Here is a 12,564-nt window from a genome sequence, read left to right on the forward strand (position 1 = left end):
TCACGCCTCGCTCGTGCTGTGCGCGACCGGGCAGCCCGCGGGTGCAGCGGCGGCCGCACCGACGGCGGCCGCGCGGCTCGTGCGCCTGCGGTAGCGGACCGTGCACGGCTGCTGCAGCTGGACGACCATCTTGGAGTGGTCGTTGCGGTAGCTGTCCGCCGGCTGCGCCATCTCGAACTCGTAGTCCCGCAACAGCAACGAGAAGATCGCCTTGAGCTGCATCTGCGCGAAGGCCGCGCCGACGCAGCGGTGCCTGCCCGCCCCGAACGGGATCCAGGTCCACCGGTTGACGATGTCCTCCTGGTTCGGGTCGATGTAGCGGCCCGGATCGAAGTGGTCCGGATTCGGGAAGTCCTCGGGGATCCGGTTCGAGATCGCCGGGGTCGCGGCGACGAGATCGCCCTCGTTGATCGCGAACCCGCCGACCTCGAAGTCGCCGCGGGCGACGCGCAGCAGCAGGATCAGCGGCGGGTGCAGGCGGAGGGTCTCCTTGATCACGGCCTCGAGCACCGGGATCTGGCGTAGCGCGTGGAAGCTGATGTCCGCGCCGTCGGAGTACAGCTCGTCGAGCTCGGTCGTCACCGCCGCCATCGTCTCGGGGTGGCGCAGCAGTTCGATCAGCGACCACGCCGCGGTGCCGGAGGTGGTGTGGTGGCCGGCGAACATCATCGAGATGAAGATGCCGGTGATCTCGTCGGCGGAGAACCGGAGGTTGCCCTCCTCGTCCTTGATCGAGACCAGGACGTCGAGCATGTCCCGATCCTCCTTGCCCTGAGGCGGATTCGCGATCCGGCCGTCCATGATGCCCTGCACCAGCTCGACGAGGGCGACGCGCGCGGCGTCCCGGCGGCGGAAGCTCTCGATCGGCGCGTACGGGTCCACGAAGGCCAGGGCGTCGGTGCCCTGCTCGAGATCGTGGTACAGCTCGGCGAAGCGGCCGTCCAGCTCGTCCCGGAACTTCTTGCCGATCAGGCACGCCGAGGATGTGTAGATGGTCAGCTCGGCGAAGAACTCGAGCAGGTCGATCTCGCCCTCGTCGCCCCACCGCGAGAGCATGTCCTCGACCTCGATGCCGATCGTGGTCGCGTGGCCCTTCATCTGCTCACCACGCAGCGCGGTGTTGTGCAGCATCTCCTTGCGGCGCTCCGGGCTCGCATCGAAGACGACACCCTCGCCGAACACCGGCTTCATGAACGGGTAGGCGGCCTGCTGATCGAGGTCCTCGTCGTCGGACCGGAAGAAGAACTCGTTGGCCTCGGCGCCCGAGAGCATCACCACGTCACGATCGACGAGCCGGAACACCCCGACATCGCCGCACTCCTCGCGAACCCGGCGCATCAGCGCGATCGGGTCGGTGCGCAGTTCCTCGAGGTGGCCGTGCTCGTGTTCGCCGCCGGACACCCGGGGCGGGAGTGGAAGCGTCATCAGTTCTTCTCCTCGGTGGAGTCGGTGCTCTCGGGGGTGGGACGGGGTGCCAGCGGGGCCTCCGGCTGCACCTCGACGAGCACGAGATGCGCTCCGCGCGGCGCGGTGACGACCGCGAGCACGGCATTGGCCATGTCGGAGGCGCGCAGCATGTAGCCGTGCCGCGCGAAGCCCCACTTGCTCCAGAGTTCGGCGACGGGGGCGAGGATCTCCGGGGTGGAGTCCATGCCCATCCCGGTGAAGGTCGGCCCGGGGCGGACGATCGAGGCCCGAATTCCGGTGCCCTCGAGCTCCATTCGCATCTGTCGGCCCATCGCCTCGAGGCCTGCCTTGGCGGCGTCGTAGGCGCCCATGCCCGGCCGCGGGCGGTCGGCGCAGTCCGACCCGATCAACACGAAGTCGCCGCGCTGGCGCTCGCGCATGCCGGGCAGCACCCGGTGAGCCAGTCGCTGCGCGCCGACCAGGTGCACGTCGATCTGCTTGGAGAAGCGGAGCGGATCCATCTCGTCGGCCATGCCGAACTCGAGGTCGCCGGCACCGGAGACCACGATCTCGATCGGTCCGAGGGCGGCCTCGGCGGCGGTGACGAATGCGTCGACGGACTCGCCGTCGGTGACGTCGAGGTGGTGGACGAACGCCTCGCCGCCGTTGGCGCGGATCTTCTCCGCGATCGCCTCGGTCTGCTCGACTCGGCGGGCGCCGAGTGCGACCGGGTGCCCGAGCTCGGCGAGGGCGTAGGCGGTGGCCTCGCCGATTCCGGAGGATGCCCCGCTGATCAGCGCGGGCCTGCGGTCGGGGTTGGGCTCGAAACGGGGCATCAGCGCACCTTCACCTTCACCGGCAGGGCCGCGAAGCCCCGCACGTTCGTCGAATGGACACGTTCGATTCCGGACTCGTCGACGTCGTACTCGCGCACCCGGGTTGCGAACTCCCGCAGCGCGATGTTGGCTTCGAGCCGGGCGAGGTGGGCGCCGAGGCAGAAGTGCACCCCGCCACCGAAACTCGCGAGCTTGTTGGTCGAGTCACGACCGATCTGAAACTGGTCGGCGTCGTCGAACACGTCCTCGTCCCGGTTGGCCGACCCGATCACCAGCAGCATCTTCTCCCCCGCCGGCACCGTCTGCCCGTAGTACTCGAGGTCGACGGCGGTGGTGCGGGCGACGATCTGGCTGGAGGTGTCGTAGCGGAGGGTCTCCTCGACCCAGTCCGACACCCGGTCTGGGTCACCGAGCACCGGCGCGACCTGGTCCGGATTGTGCGCACCCCAGTACAGGGCGTTGCCGAGGAGCTTGGTGGTGGTCTCGTTGCCTGCGACCACCATGAGGAACATGAACCCGAGAATCTCCTGATCGGACAGCTTGTCGCCGTCGATCTCGGCGTCCAGCAGGGCCGACGTGAGGTCCTCGGTGCGAGAGCGCCGGCGCTGCTCGATCATCTCCTTGTAGTAGCCCATCAGGCTTATCGACGCCTCGACCGACGCCTGCGGCACGTCGAGCACCCCGTCCTCGCGGTGCACCACCAGATCCGCGAGCCGTCGCAGTTCCGCACGGTCGGGTTGGGGCACACCCATCAGTTCGGAGATCACGTCCATCGGCAGCTTGCCCGCGACCTCGGCGATCCAGTCGAACTCACCCGACTCCAGCGCGGGATCCAGGTACTGCCGTGTCAGTTCCAGGATCCGGCCGTCCATCTCGGCGACCCGGCGCGGAGTGAAGCCGCGGGAGACGAGCTGCCGGAGCCGCATGTGCCGCGGGTCGTCCATGGCGAGGAAGGACATCACCAGGTGTGCGTGCGGACCGTAGGCCGCCGGGTCGAGCGAGACCCCGTTGGCACTGGAGAGCCGCGTGTTGTCCTTGAACGCATCCTGGACGTCGGCGTGCCGGGACAACGCCCAGAACCCGATCTCCGGATTGTGGTAGAGCGGCGCCTCGGCGCGCAACCGCGCGTACGTGGGATACGGATCCTCGTGGAAGTCGTAGTCGTACGGGTTGAAGACCACTGGGTCGATCAGGGATCCGGCGCGGGTCGCACCAGTCGGGTCGGTCATTGGCTACTCCAGAATTATTGTGGCGGAACGCTCCAGCCGGTCGGCGAGGTCCGCGTAGGACCCGTAGCCCATGCCGGCTCGGAGCAGCGCTCCGGCGTAGAGAAGTTCGAGCGTCTCGAGCACGTCGGGGTCGGCGTCCTCGCCCAGCGCCTCGACGAGCCGGTCCCGGATCTCGATGCCGATCCGCAACCGCAGGTGTTCGACGTCCGGGTCACTGCCGAGCAGCGCGTTGGTGACCGCGGCGGAGAGCCCGGGCTCGTCGGCGAGCAGCAGCGCAATGTCCCGCAGCACCGCGACGACGCGCCCGGTGCGATCGTGTCCGTTCGTCTCCGGTCGCGGCGACTGCGAGAGCCTGCGCCAGAACACCTCCGCGACGAGGTGTTCCTTGGACGAGAAGTAGGTGTACGCCGTCGCGGGGCCGACACCCGCCCTGGCCGCGACGGTGCGGACCGTCAGCCCGGCGAAGTCCTCTTCTCGCAGAACGTCCACCGCGGCCACACAGAGGCGGTCGACGGTGTCGGCCTGCTTGGGCGTCAGACGCCGGCGGGTGGATTCGAAGCTACTGGAAACACGATTACTACTAGACACATGTCCAGACATTACTACAGTTCGCTGCCCGTAACCATCCTTCCGGGCCGAATCCCGGATCGTGTCGCGCGCCATCGTCGCTGGTCAGCAGGGCTGAGCGCCCTACCGTTCCGATCTCACGAGGCACGACCGGGCAAACCCGGTTCGACCGACGACACCGCCGCCGGCGCTCACATCGACTCGATTCATGACGAACTCCCTTCGATCAGTCGAACAGGGAAACGAGAGAGCACTCGACCCACGGCCCGGAAACTGACTCCGGGGCGCCGAGGCGGTGCCCACAGTAGACACCGCTTTCACGTTTTGTCGAGACCCGATCTCGAATTCACTTCTGCCCGAAACCCATTGCGTGTGACATTTGTTCGAACTATAGTCCAGACACCTGTCCAGAAAGGAAGGTTCTGCGCAATGACGCTTCGACCTGCCGACAGCTCGGCACTGCTCGTCGACGGCAAACTGGTTCCCGGCTCCGGCGGCACATTCGAGATCGTGAACCCGGCCACCGAAGAGGTGATCGGCCACGCCGCCGAGGCCACTGCGTCGGACATGGATGCCGCGATCACCGCGGCCCGCCGCGCCTTCGACACCACCGACTGGTCCCGAAACCACGCCTTCCGCGCCCGCTGCCTGCGCCAACTCTGCGACGCGCTGCAGTCGCACATCGAGGAACTGCGCGAGGTCACCATCGCCGAGGTCGGCGCGCCGGCCATGCTCACCGCAGGCCCGCAGCTCGAGGGTCCGATCGAGGACCTGCGCTACTGGGCAGATCTCGCCGAAAGCTATTCGTGGGAACAGGATCTCGGCAACGCGACTCCGATGGGAATCCCCACGCACCGCCGGCTGCTCAAGGAGGCGGTCGGTGTGGTCGGCGCAATCACACCGTGGAACTTCCCGCACCAGATCAACTTCGCCAAGCTGGGGCCTGCACTCGCCGCGGGCAACACCGTCGTACTCAAGCCCGCCCCCGACACCCCGTGGTGCGCCGCGCTGGTCGGCAAGGTGATCGCCGAGGAGACCGAGATCCCGGCCGGCGTCGTCAACATCGTCACCTCCACCGATCACAAGCTCGGCGAGCAACTGTGCACCGATCCTCGCGTCGACCTGGTCTCGTTCACCGGGTCCACGGCGACCGGCCGCGCCGTGATGGCCGCGGCCTCGCAGTCCCTGAAGAAGGTGTTCCTCGAACTCGGCGGCAAGTCCGCGTTCATCGTCCTCGACGACGCCGACATCAAGGCCGCAAGCTCCATGGCGGCGTTCTCGGTGGCCGTGCACGCCGGCCAGGGCTGCGCGCTGTGCACCCGCCTGCTGGTGCCCCGTGAGAAGTACGACGAGGCCGTCGCGGCCGCCGCCAAGGCACTCGCGGGGGTCGGGGTCGGCGACCCGACCAAGCCCGGCGTCGTCTGCGGACCGCTGATCTCGGCGAAGCAGCGCGAGCGCGTCGAGGGCTACCTGAACCTCGCACTCGAGGAGGGCGGCACCTTCGTCACGGGCGGCGGTCGCCTCGAAAGCCAGGAGCGCGGTTACTTCATCCAGCCGACTCTCATTGCCGGACTGGACAACTCCGCGCGAGTGGCACAGGAGGAGATCTTCGGACCCGTGCTCGTGATCCTGCCCTACGACGGGGACGAGGATGCGATCCGGATCGCCAACGACTCGCCGTACGGCCTGTCCGGGGCCGTGTGGGGCACCGACCCCGGACGCATCGAACGGGTGGTCGCCGGGGTGCGCACCGGCACCCTCGGCGTCAACGGCGGTCTCTGGTACTCCGCGGACGCCCCGTTCGGCGGCTACAAGCAGTCCGGCATCGGCCGGGAGATGGGTGTCGCGGGCTTCGAGGAGTACCTCGAGACCAAGCTCGTCGCCGGCCCGGCCACCTCCTAGAACCCGGCCACTTCCCGAGCAATCTTCGACTCGACAGAAAGCAGGACAACAGCATGGGACGTTTCGACGGACGCACCGCGATCGTCACCGGCGCCGCACAGGGCATCGGTGAGGTCTACGCCAAGCGCCTCGCCGCCGAGGGCGCGAACGTGGTGGTCGCCGACCTGAACGCCGACCTCGGCGAGCAGGTCGCCAAGCAGATCGTCGCCGACGGCGGCTCCGCGATCTTCCAGCGGGTCGACGTGTCCGACGGCGCCTCGGCGCAGGAACTGGCCGACGTGACGATCGAGAAGTTCGGCGGCATCGACCACCTGGTCAACAACGCCGCGATCTACGGCGGCATGAAGATCGACTCGCTGCTCACCGTGGACTGGGACTACTACCGCAGGTTCATGAGCGTCAACATGGACGGCGCCCTGCTGGTGTGCCGTGCGGTGGTCCCCCACATGCGGGCCAAGGGCGGCTCGATCGTGAACCAGTCCTCGACCGCGGCCTGGACCTACTCGAACTACTACGGCCTGGCCAAGGCAGGCATCAACAGCCTGACGCAGCAGCTGGCCACCGAGCTGGGCTGGTCGAAGATCCGGATCAACGCGATCGCACCCGGCCCGATCGACACCGAGGCCACCCGCACGTCCACCCCGAAGGCCATTGTCGACCAGATCGTCCAGCGGATCCCGTTGCAGCGTATGGGAACCCCCGAGGATCTCGCCGGGCTGTGCCTGTTCCTGCTCTCCGATGAGGCGAGCTGGATCAGCGGTCAGATCTACAACGTCGACGGCGGGCAGGTGTACCGCTCGTGAGCGCTCCCGATTCGACGGCGGTGACCGTCGGCTACATCGGCCTCGGCAACATGGGCGCCCCGATGGCCAAGCGTCTGCTCGCCTGGCCGGGTGGGCTCGTGGTGTGCGATGCCCGCCCCGAAGCAGTCGAGCCGTTCGTCGCCGACGGCGCCCGGGCCGCGGCCACACCGGCCGCCGTCGCCGCCGAGGCGTCGGTCATCTCGGTGACCGTCCTCGACGACGCCCAGGTCCGCGATGTCGTCGCCGGACCGGACGGCATCCTGTCCACCGCGCGGCCAGGCACCGTCGTCGCGGTCCATTCGACGATCTCGGACACCACCGCGGTGGAGCTGGCGCAGACCTGCCGGGAGGAGGGCGTGCACCTGGTGGACGCCCCGATCAGTGGCGGCGCGATGGGTGCCCAACAGGGCCGCCTCGCCGTCATGGTCGGCGCCGACGAGGAGGCGTTCGCGGCCGTGAAGGAGCCGTTCGGCCTGTTCGCGGAGATGGTCGTGCACGCGGGTGAGGTGGGCGCGGGCACCCGGATGAAACTGGCCCGCAACCTCCTTCACTTCATCTCGTTCACGGCGGCGACCGAGGCGCAGCGCCTGGCGGAGGCCGCCGGGATCGACATCCGCAAGCTCGGGAAGGTGGTTCGGCACACCGATTCCATCACCGGCGGGGCGGGCGCGATCATGCTGCGCGAGACGACCGCGGCGCTCGAGGAGTCCGATCCATGGTTCCCGATCCTCTCGCACACCCGCAACCTCGGCGAGAAGGACCTCTCGCTCGCCCTCGGCCTCGGTGACCGACTCGACGTCGAGCTGCCGCTGGCCGTCCGCGCGATCGCCGGACTGGGCGCCGGCCTCGGCGTCGGCCCGGGCGAGATCGCCACCACCTTTGCGAAGGAGAACGCATGACCGATCAGAACGGGATCAGCGAGATCCGTGCCCGCGGACTGAAGACGATGAAGACGGTGTACGGCTGGGAGATGCCCTCGGGCGACCTCGGCGACTTCTACACCCAGACCGTCGAGCACCTCTTCGGCGAGATCTGGAACCGGCCCGGGCTGACGATCAGGGATCGCAGACTGCTCGTACTCGGGGCGCTCGCGGCTCAGGGCCAGTTCGACCTGGCGAAGGTGCAGATCAATGCGGCGCTGCAGAACGAGGAACTGACCGAGGAGCAGATGGAGGAGATCGTCATCCTCCTTGCCCACTACGTCGGGTATCCCCTCGCGAGCGGCGTGAACGCCTCCCGCATCGCGGTCGTCGCGGATCGCGCGAAGGCCGCCCGGGCGGCAGAGAAGGCGGCGGCCAAGGCCGCCGAGAACGGCTCGAACTAGTCCGCGGATTCCGCCGCGGGACGAGCCCGCGGCGGAAATACTTGCACTGAAGTAACAATCCCCGACGAGAAGGACCCGATCACCGATGGCCGAGGCCACCCCCATCCGTCCCCAGTCCGCAGAGAGCGTCGAGACCTGGCACCACGAAGCCGACGTCGTCATCGCCGGCTACGGCATCGCCGGCGTCAGCGCCGCGATCGAGGCCGCCCGCGCAGGCGCCGAGGTGCTGGTGCTCGAGCGGACCAGCGGATGGGGTGGCGCGGCCGCCCTGGCCGGTGGGTTCATCTACCTGGGCGGCGGCACGCCGCTGCAGAAGGCGCTCGGGTTCGACGACACCCCCGAGAACATGAAGGCGTTCATGATGGCCGCCCTCGGTCCGGGCGCCGACGAGGAGAAGATCACCGACTACTGCAACGGCAGCGTCGACCACTACAACTGGCTCGTCGACAACGGGGTGCCGTTCAAGGAGAGCTTCTACGGTCAGCCCGGCTGGGAGACCCCGTTCGACGACGGGCTGATGTACTCCGGCGGCGAGAACTCCTCCCCGTTCAAGGAGATCGCCTCCCCCGCCCCGCGCGGTCACGTCCCGCAGATGACGGGCAAGCGGACCGGCGAGAAGGGCGGTGGCTACATGCTGATGAAGCCGCTCGTCGAGACTGCCGAGGCACTCGGCGTGCGGTCCGAGTACGACATGCGGGTACAGCGACTGATCGTGGACGAGACGGGGCGCGTCGTCGGCATCGTCGCCAAGCAGTACGGCAAGGAACTCGCGATCCGCGCCCGCCGCGGCGTCGTGCTCGCGACCGGCAGCTTCGCCTACAACAAGGAGATGGTGCAGTCGTACGCACCGCGGCTGATCGGGCGCCCCGGCGCCGCGATCGAGGAGCACGACGGCAAGGCCATCCAGATGGCACAGGCGATCGGTGCGGATCTCGCGCACATGGACGCGACCGAGGTCGCGTTCTTCGGCGACCCACAGCTCATGGTCCGCGGCATCCTCGTCAACGGACGCGGCCAGCGGTACGTCAACGAGGACACGTACCCCGGCCGGATCGGCCAGGAAACGTTGCTGCGCAACGAGAACCAGGCCTATCTGATCATCGACGAGGCGGCCTACGAAGAAGGCTGCGCGGCGACCAGCTCGACGCCGTTCTTCCGGTTCCAGCCCAAGTGGGTGGCCGAGACAGTCGAGGAACTCGAGTCCGACATGGGGCTGCCCGCGGGCACCCTGCAGGCGACCGTCGAGGTGTACAACCGGCACGCGGAGAACGGTGAGGACCCGGTGCTCGGCAAGAAGCCGGAGTGGGTCAAGCCGATCGGCTCCCCCATCGCCGCGCTCGATCTGAGGAACTGCACCGCCGGCTTCACCCTCGGCGGCCTGCGCACCTCGATCGACTCCGAGGTCCTGCACGTCTCCGGCGAACCGATCCCCGGCCTCTTCGCCGCCGGCCGCTGCACCGCAGGCGTCTGCGCCGGCGGCTACGCATCGGGCACCTCCCTCGGCGACGGCAGCTTCTACGGCCGCCGCGCGGGGATCTCCGCCGCGAAGGCCTGAACGGACACACGGAAACGGGCGCCGCTCATCCCGAGGGATGGGCGGCGCCCGAGTGACTTTCGCAGGTTTCGGTGTCGGGAAGGCCCCCGAGCCGATGCGTGGCTGCCGGCCCCGAACCGATATCACCCGGCGCGATGAAAGGCCTTCGACGTCGCTCGCGTCGTGCCCGGCGTCAGCTGCGCGCGGCGTCGAGCGCGGCGAGATAGCCGAAGACGATCGCGGGGCCGATGGTGGCGCCCGGTCCGGCGTAGGTGTGTCCCATGACCGGGGCGCTGGTGTTGCCCACCGCGTAGAGCCCGGCGATCACGGTGCCGTCCGCGCGGAGCGCGTGTGCGGAACTGTCCGTGTCGATTCCACCCTTGGTGCCGAGATCCCCCGGCACCATCTTGGCCGCGTAGAAGGGCGCCTTGGTCAGCTCGCCGAGGCTGGGGTTGGGCTTGTTCGTGATGTCGCCGTAGTAGTGGTCGTAGCCGCTCTGGCCGCGACCGAAGTCGGGGTCGTGCCCGGCGCGGGCGTGCGAGTTGAACCGGTCGACCGTGTCGGTCAGCGCGTCGCCCGGGACCCCGATCTTCTCGGCCAGGTCGGCGAGCGTCGGCGCGGTGGTGATCACGCCGGCGCGCTGCCAGGAACGCGGCAACGGTTGCCGGGCGGGAACGCCGGCAAACATGTACCGGTCCCGGTAGGTCTGGTCGAAGATCAGCCAGGCGGGCAGGTTCTCGGCCGGGCCGTCGCCCTGCCCGAACGGCCCGCCGAACATGCGGTGCGTGGCCTCCACATAGGGCAGCGACTCGTTCATGAACCGCGTCCCGCGGGCGTTGACCATCAGGCTGCGCGGCAGCGACCGCTCGGCCAGCGCGAACCACGGCCCGTTCGGCAGCGGGATCGACGGCGCCCACCAGGCGTCGTCCATGCAGGAGACCGTGGCTCCGACGGTGAGGCCGGCGGTGATCCCGTCGCCGGTGTTGGTCGGCGCCCCGAGGCTCCACGAGGTGTCCACCGGGGCGCGCTGGTACTGCTGTCGCATCGTGGCGTTGTGGTCGAACCCACCGCAGGCGAGCACTACACCGCGGCGGGCGCGCAGGGTGGTGCGGGCACCTCCCTCGTCGAGAACGACGCCGACCACGCGGTCGCCCTCGGTGACAAGCTCGATCATCGCAGTCCCCAGCCGAACCGGCACCCCGGCGGCGCGAACACCCAGCATCAGCTGTCCCATGAGCGCGGAACCGAGGCCGACCAGCTTCTTTCCGCGGAGACGGCCCAGTGCGGTGCGGGTCCCCACCGCGGCCATGCGCTGGGGTCCACGCCAGTGCCGCAGCCCGGTGCTCAGCCACCGGTAGTCGGACTGCTTGACGACCACACCGAGCGGCGCCTTCGTGTACGACGGGTGCAGGGTCGCCAGATCGTCCCCGAGCTTCCGGCCGTCGAACGGGCGCGGTTCGCAGGAGCGTCCGGTGACGCGTCCACCGGGCGCTTCCGGGAAGTAGTCCGAGTAGCCACGAACCCACTCGAGGTCCAGCCCCGAGTTCTCGATGAGGAAGTCGAGGGCCTCGTGCCCGCGATCGATGTACGTGTCGATCCGCTCGCGGTCGGCACCGTCACCGACGATGCTCGTCAGATATGTGCGTGCCGACTCGAGATCGTCCGCCGGCGCCTGCTGTCGCAGCACGGAGTTGCCGGGAATCCACACCCCGCCACCGGATCGGGCGGACGATCCGCCCCAGTACTCCGACTTCTCCACGATGACGACGCCGAGTCCACTGTGCGCGGCGGTGATCGCCGCCGCCATCCCGCCTGCGCCCGATCCGATGACGATCAGATCGACCGTGTCATCCGGCGAATTGAGCTCCTGCTTCATTGGGACAACCCTCCATGTCCTTGGTCGTGAATCACGATGCCGAGCCGCGGCCCCTCCGACCGCGCGGCTCCTTCGGTTCTGCGCTCCACCGTTCGTCGAGCACGGCGTCGAGGGCTCCCTCGACGCACACGGGCAGGGAAGCGCCTCGGTCGCTCGAGCCGCGCAGCCACTGCAGGTAGCCGAATTCGGCGGCGGCGAGCATCAGGTGCACGAGCAGTCCGGGGTTGCTGTCGACCTCGGGATCCCGTGACATCCGCCGGCCGACGAGTTCGACCAGCCGCGTCCGGTGTTCCGGGGTGATCAGCGCGACCCGGTCGAGCAGGTGCGGGGCCGTGCGGAACGCCGCCCGCCACTGCTCGATCTCTGTCGCCGCGAATGCGTTCGAGCGCGACAGGATCGATTGCGAGAGAGCGACATCCGCCGGCTCGTCGGCAGGACGCTCCTCGAGCAGCGCCACGATTCCGGCACCGCCCTCGCGGACCGGATCCAACAGCAGATCGTCCTTGCTCCGGACGTGCCTGAAGTAGGTGCTCGGAGAGACACCCGCCTCGGCGGCGATCTGGTCCGTCGTCACGGCATCGAACCCGTCCCGGGCGAACAGCGCGAACGCCGCATGCTGAATCTCGGCTCGGACCAACGCCCGCTGCCGCTCCCTCAGTGACATTCCAGACCTCCTGTGCCGACCATGATCGCGAAGGCGACCTCCAGGACACCTCAGCGCATGCTGGAAGTGTCTCCCTAGATGACAGTTACTGTCAAGATAGTAGCTACTGCCGATCCCGACTACGGTGCCGTCAGCAGGCCGACAATGGCCGGCGTGACCACCGTCGCCGCTTCCCCCATCCCGCGGCACCAGCAGATGATCGAGCTACTGATCTCGAATATTGTTGCGCACCAATCTAACCCATTGTATTCGAACTCCTGTTCTAGTAGCGTTGGTTCATGGAACTCGACGAGATGCTCACCGCACCCCACGGGGCGGAGGCCTGGCGTCTCGACGAGAAGACCCTGCTCGAGTTGGTACCGGAGCTGTCGGCGCGGATGCGGCAACTCGACGCCCTGCGGGTGCGTCTGGTCCACGAGATC

11 protein-coding genes are annotated in these 12,564 nt (G+C 68.5%); 5 read left to right on the top strand and 6 right to left on the bottom strand.

The window, feature by feature from the left end; all coding sequences use genetic code 11:
* Genes ACWDU4_RS24320 through ACWDU4_RS24335 form a run of 4 tightly spaced genes read right to left on the bottom strand, consistent with a single transcriptional unit; the run spans window position 1 to window position 4,072 of the window.
* The gene (locus ACWDU4_RS24320) at window positions 1-1,425 is read right to left on the bottom strand and encodes a cytochrome P450 (protein ID WP_450116502.1); all 1,425 of its coding nucleotides are present in this window, start codon (window positions 1,423-1,425) and stop codon (window positions 1-3) included.
* Window positions 1,425-2,243 (bottom strand): SDR family oxidoreductase, encoded by an 819-nt coding sequence (locus ACWDU4_RS24325; protein WP_450116503.1) that lies wholly within the window; start codon window positions 2,241-2,243, stop codon window positions 1,425-1,427. Before ACWDU4_RS24325 ends, ACWDU4_RS24320 begins: the two co-directional genes overlap by 1 nt.
* Window positions 2,243-3,472 (bottom strand): cytochrome P450, encoded by a 1,230-nt coding sequence (locus ACWDU4_RS24330; protein ID WP_450116504.1) that lies wholly within the window; start codon window positions 3,470-3,472, stop codon window positions 2,243-2,245. Before ACWDU4_RS24330 ends, ACWDU4_RS24325 begins: the two co-directional genes overlap by 1 nt.
* Window positions 3,473-3,475: 3 nt before the next feature.
* Window positions 3,476-4,072, bottom strand: coding sequence for a TetR/AcrR family transcriptional regulator (locus tag ACWDU4_RS24335; RefSeq protein WP_450116505.1), 597 nt, complete (start codon window positions 4,070-4,072; stop codon window positions 3,476-3,478).
* 396 nt (window positions 4,073-4,468) lie between these two features.
* Here ACWDU4_RS24335 and ACWDU4_RS24340 point away from each other — a divergent pair, with 396 nt between their 5' ends.
* From ACWDU4_RS24340 to ACWDU4_RS24360, 5 genes are all read left to right on the top strand, one after another.
* Entirely contained in the window at window positions 4,469-5,941 is a 1,473-nt protein-coding gene (locus ACWDU4_RS24340) for an aldehyde dehydrogenase (RefSeq protein ID WP_450116506.1), read from the top strand.
* Window positions 5,942-5,994: 53 nt separating this feature from the next.
* Complete coding sequence (locus ACWDU4_RS24345; protein WP_450116507.1) at window positions 5,995-6,744, top strand: SDR family oxidoreductase; 750 nt, start codon at window positions 5,995-5,997, stop codon at window positions 6,742-6,744.
* The gene (locus tag ACWDU4_RS24350) at window positions 6,741-7,643 is read left to right on the top strand and encodes an NAD(P)-dependent oxidoreductase (protein WP_450116508.1); all 903 of its coding nucleotides are present in this window, start codon (window positions 6,741-6,743) and stop codon (window positions 7,641-7,643) included. The genes ACWDU4_RS24345 and ACWDU4_RS24350 overlap by 4 nt, the downstream gene beginning before the upstream one ends.
* Window positions 7,640-8,068: a carboxymuconolactone decarboxylase family protein gene (locus tag ACWDU4_RS24355; RefSeq protein ID WP_450116509.1), complete on the top strand. Its 429-nt coding sequence runs from the start codon at window positions 7,640-7,642 to the stop codon at window positions 8,066-8,068. The genes ACWDU4_RS24350 and ACWDU4_RS24355 overlap by 4 nt, the downstream gene beginning before the upstream one ends.
* 85 nt (window positions 8,069-8,153) lie before the next feature.
* Window positions 8,154-9,623 (top strand): FAD-dependent oxidoreductase, encoded by a 1,470-nt coding sequence (locus ACWDU4_RS24360; RefSeq protein ID WP_450116510.1) that lies wholly within the window; start codon window positions 8,154-8,156, stop codon window positions 9,621-9,623.
* A 172-nt stretch (window positions 9,624-9,795) separates the two neighbouring features.
* Here the strand turns inward: ACWDU4_RS24360 and kstD are convergent, their stop codons facing one another.
* The gene (gene kstD, locus ACWDU4_RS24365; protein ID WP_450116511.1) at window positions 9,796-11,478 is read right to left on the bottom strand and encodes a 3-oxosteroid 1-dehydrogenase; all 1,683 of its coding nucleotides are present in this window, start codon (window positions 11,476-11,478) and stop codon (window positions 9,796-9,798) included.
* A gap of 31 nt (window positions 11,479-11,509) precedes the next feature.
* Window positions 11,510-12,142: a TetR/AcrR family transcriptional regulator gene (locus tag ACWDU4_RS24370; protein WP_450116512.1), complete on the bottom strand. Its 633-nt coding sequence runs from the start codon at window positions 12,140-12,142 to the stop codon at window positions 11,510-11,512.
* Window positions 12,143-12,564 lie beyond the last annotated feature (422 nt).

It is taken from the genome of Rhodococcus sp. NPDC003348, from assembly GCF_053589375.1.

What these genes read in the sequence shown, in the direction of transcription:
- ACWDU4_RS24320 (WP_450116502.1), bottom strand. Translation starts at nt 1,425, where the DNA reads ATGACGCTTCCACTCCCGCCCCGGGTGTCCGGCGGCGAACACGAGCAC.
- ACWDU4_RS24325 (WP_450116503.1), bottom strand. Translation starts at nt 2,243, where the DNA reads ATGCCCCGTTTCGAGCCCAACCCCGACCGCAGGCCCGCGCTGATCAGC.
- ACWDU4_RS24330 (WP_450116504.1), bottom strand. Translation starts at nt 3,472, where the DNA reads ATGACCGACCCGACTGGTGCGACCCGCGCCGGATCCCTGATCGACCCA.
- ACWDU4_RS24335 (WP_450116505.1), bottom strand. Translation starts at nt 4,072, where the DNA reads ATGTCTGGACATGTGTCTAGTAGTAATCGTGTTTCCAGTAGCTTCGAA.
- ACWDU4_RS24340 (WP_450116506.1), top strand. Translation starts at nt 4,469, where the DNA reads ATGACGCTTCGACCTGCCGACAGCTCGGCACTGCTCGTCGACGGCAAA.
- ACWDU4_RS24345 (WP_450116507.1), top strand. Translation starts at nt 5,995, where the DNA reads ATGGGACGTTTCGACGGACGCACCGCGATCGTCACCGGCGCCGCACAG.
- ACWDU4_RS24355 (WP_450116509.1), top strand. Translation starts at nt 7,640, where the DNA reads ATGACCGATCAGAACGGGATCAGCGAGATCCGTGCCCGCGGACTGAAG.
- ACWDU4_RS24360 (WP_450116510.1), top strand. Translation starts at nt 8,154, where the DNA reads ATGGCCGAGGCCACCCCCATCCGTCCCCAGTCCGCAGAGAGCGTCGAG.
- kstD (WP_450116511.1), bottom strand. Translation starts at nt 11,478, where the DNA reads ATGAAGCAGGAGCTCAATTCGCCGGATGACACGGTCGATCTGATCGTC.
- ACWDU4_RS24370 (WP_450116512.1), bottom strand. Translation starts at nt 12,142, where the DNA reads ATGTCACTGAGGGAGCGGCAGCGGGCGTTGGTCCGAGCCGAGATTCAG.